Genomic DNA, 3,412 nt, shown 5'->3' on the forward strand with positions numbered 1-3,412 from the left:
TTTAAAGTCAAGTCATTTGTCATAAAATCTCCTACCCTTTCTAAGGGTTCTATATCCAAAAATCCAAAATTTTCCCTTTACTCACAACGATTAATTGAAATTTTAAGATCACATTCTAAATAAATTTAATGCTCCCGCCAAATTCAGTAACTGAGTATAAATTCTACTAGACCTATACCCAGTCATGCAAAACATTGTTACAAGGTGTAGTTGCGTATTATGCTTAATAAACCCTCAGCAGTAAATGGTTTAGTCAAATAATCGTCGGACCCCGCCATTCTGCCACGAGCTTTATCAAATAGACCATCCTTACTGGATAACATAATCACTGGAATCGATTGATAGATAGGATTTTTCTTTATTAGCATACAAGCTTGATATCCATCCAGACGCGGCATCGTTATGTCTACAAAAATAATATCAGGCTGGTTATCAACAATTTTAGACATTGCCTCAAACCCGTCTTCTGCCAGAATCACTTCACACCCAGAAGGCCGCAGAAATAATTCAGCACTCCTTCGGATCGTATTGCTATCATCAATAATCATGACCTTGAAACCTTTCAATACACCGGTATTATCCATGTACACCCATGTAATTCTTCAGGTTAGATATGAATTTCATTTTTTCCAGAACGCAGGTGTAAATATAACTAATACTGTAAAGAACTCTAGTCTACCTAGCAACATGGCAAAACTACATATCCATATTTGAGAATCTGTTAGCGATGCATAGGTCGTTGCGGGGCCAATTTCACCAAGACCCGGACCTAGATTATTAATACAAGCCACTGCTGCAGAAAAGGCTGTAATAACATCCAACCCACTAAATGTGAGCGCAAGGGTTATCAACACAATACTTGCAGCATAAATAAACAAAAATCCAAGTACTGCGAGAATAATTCGATTTGCCACCACACTTCTACCCACTTTGGCTGGAATAACCGCACTGGGATGCATGATCATAATCATTTCACGATACACCTGCTGATACAAAATTCGAGCTCGTATCATTTTAATACCACCGCCGGTAGAACCTGAAGAGGTACAAAATCCAGATAAAAATAACATCCATAATGGAACAAACATAGGCCATAAGCTGTAATCTGTATTGCTATATCCAGTAGTGGTTGCAACGGAAACGATATTGAAAGCAGCGTAGCGTAATGCTACCAGCGGATCCGTGTAAACATCAGCGAACCACAAATAGGACGCTAATCCAATACAACTGGATAAAACGATCATTACATACCAGCCGACTTCAGAATCATAACGATAGGGAACCAAACTTTTTGCCCGCCAGGCAAGAAAATGTGTCGCAAAATTTATTCCTGCAATCAGCATAAATAGAATCGCGACCGATTCTATGAGTGGTGAATCCCAATAACCATAGCTCGCATCATGAGAAGAAAAACCACCTAAGCCCAGCGTCGTAAACGCATGCATCACGGCATCAAACCAATCCATACCCGCCCATCGGTACGCTATGATACATGCCAATGTTAGACTCGCATAAATTGTCCACAGCCCCTTGGCAGTCTCCGCGATACGCGGAGTGAGCTTGTTCTCCTTCATAGGTCCGGGTATCTCGGCATTGAGCAATTGCCGGCCCCCTACCCCCAATAATGGCAGAATCGCTACTGCCAGAACGATCAAACCCATCCCTCCGAGCCAAACCATTTCACCGCGCCATAAATTGATAGATGGGGGCAATGCATCCAAGCTCGACAACACAGTGCCGCCTGTTGCCGTTAATCCTGAGGCAGCTTCAAAATAGGCCATACTGAGGCTAAGATCAGGAAGGTAAAATAATAGCGGTAGCATAGCAAAGGCTGGCAACACTGACCAAACCAGCACCACAAGCAAAAAACCATCTCTTGTCTGTAATTCACGTTTATAGCGACGTGTCGCCAACCACATCAGCAAACCACAACCCATAGTAATCAAAATAGATTTTTCGAAGACAAATAGCGCGCCATCGTTGAGCCACAGTGCCAAACCCAGCGGAAGCAGCATTGTGAGTCCGAATATCAGAACCATCTTACCCAGGACATTAACAACAACAAAAAGCCGACTCATGCTATCTCTTGTTTACAGAAAACCAACATTGACTTGAAACAATTTTTCCACTTCGCGGATCATCTTTCTATTGATCACAAATAAGATCACATGATCCTCTTGTTCGATGATCGTGTCATGATGTGCAATAATGACTCGTATATTGTTATCCGAATGATGCAACGCCTTTTCATGCTCCGCACCCAGATTCTCACCAAATGCCCCATCAGATTTAGGTAACCCTCTTACGATAGCGCCAATTGTGGCGCCTTTGGGGAGTTTTATTTCTTCCACTTTTCGTCCTACTACATGAGATGATCTGGCATCACCATGTACCACCAATTCCAGTGCCTCCGCTGCGCCACGGCGTAAGCTATGTACCGCAGCCACGTCGCCATGCCGCACATAAGCGAGTAATGAGCCAATCGTAACTTGCGCCGGTGAAATAGCAATATCAATGCGACTGCCTTGGACCAAGTCAACATAGGAACGACGGTTAATCAGCGCAATCACCTTGTGCGCCCCCATGCGTTTTGCCAACAACGCTGACATAATATTATTTTCTTCATCATTCGTCAGTGCACAAAACATATCCATCTCGGCAATATTCTCACTTTCCAGCAATGTTTCGTCTGTTGCGTCACCATGCAATACCAGTGCACTACTCAGTTCCGCTGCCAAACGTTCACTCGCTTGATAATTATGTTCAATAATTTTGACCTGATAATCTTTTTCTAGTGTTTCAGCGAGGCGTTTGCCTATTTTCCCCCCGCCAGCAATCATCACATGCTTAACGGGTTTATCCATTTTCCGTAATTCTCGCATCACGGTTCGGATATCTTCAGTAGCCGCAATAAAAAACACCTCATCTTCTGCCTCGATGACGGTATCGCCTTCGGGAATAATCGGCCGGTCTTTCCGGAAAATGGCTGCCACGCGCGAATCCACATTAGGAACATGCTTACGCAATTCCTGTAGTTGCTGCCCGACAAGCGACCCGCCTTGTAATGCACGCACAGCCACCAAACTCACCTTCCCTGACGCAAAATCAAGCACCTGCAAAGCTTCAGGAAACTCTATCAATTTTTCAATATATTCCGTCAGAATCTGCTCTGGAGAAATAGCAAAATCCACACAGAAATTCTCAGTAGAAAAAATATCCGGGTGCGCCAAATATTCAGTCGATCGAATACGTGCAATCTTAGTGGGTGTGTTAAACAAGGAAGCGGCAAGCTTACAAGCCACTAAGTTCGTTTCGTCGTGCTCGGTAACTGCCAGAATCATATCCGCATCATGAGCTCCGGCATTCTCTAATACAGATGGGTGCGATGCATTGCCAACAACTGTCCGCAAAT

General features: G+C 43.6%; 3 protein-coding genes. All 3 read right to left on the reverse strand.

Annotation, left to right across the window (positions count from 1 at the left end; genetic code table 11):
• Positions 1-197 precede the first annotated feature (197 nt).
• Genes ACH10T_RS10800 through trkA form a run of 3 tightly spaced genes read right to left on the reverse strand, consistent with a single transcriptional unit; the run spans position 198 to position 3,410 of the window.
• Positions 198-584: a PleD family two-component system response regulator gene (locus ACH10T_RS10800; RefSeq protein ID WP_394809283.1), complete on the reverse strand. Its 387-nt coding sequence runs from the start codon at positions 582-584 to the stop codon at positions 198-200.
• Positions 585-620: 36 nt separating this feature from the next.
• Positions 621-2,078 (reverse strand): TrkH family potassium uptake protein, encoded by a 1,458-nt coding sequence (locus ACH10T_RS10805; protein WP_394809284.1) that lies wholly within the window; start codon positions 2,076-2,078, stop codon positions 621-623.
• 12 nt (positions 2,079-2,090) lie between these two features.
• On the reverse strand, positions 2,091-3,410 hold the full coding sequence (trkA, locus tag ACH10T_RS10810; protein ID WP_394809285.1) for a Trk system potassium transporter TrkA: 1,320 nt from the start codon (positions 3,408-3,410) through the stop codon (positions 2,091-2,093).
• Positions 3,411-3,412: the final 2 nt, after the last annotated feature.

Source organism: Nitrosomonas sp. (assembly GCF_043753625.1).
Classification (GTDB): domain Bacteria; phylum Pseudomonadota; class Gammaproteobacteria; order Burkholderiales; family Nitrosomonadaceae; genus Nitrosomonas.

Bases quoted from the DNA above. Each gene is read 5' to 3' on its own strand.
- ACH10T_RS10805 (WP_394809284.1), bottom strand. From the start codon at position 2,078: ATGAGTCGGCTTTTTGTTGTTGTTAATGTCCTGGGTAAGATGGTTCTG.
- ACH10T_RS10800 (WP_394809283.1), bottom strand. From the start codon at position 584: ATGGATAATACCGGTGTATTGAAAGGTTTCAAGGTCATGATTATTGAT.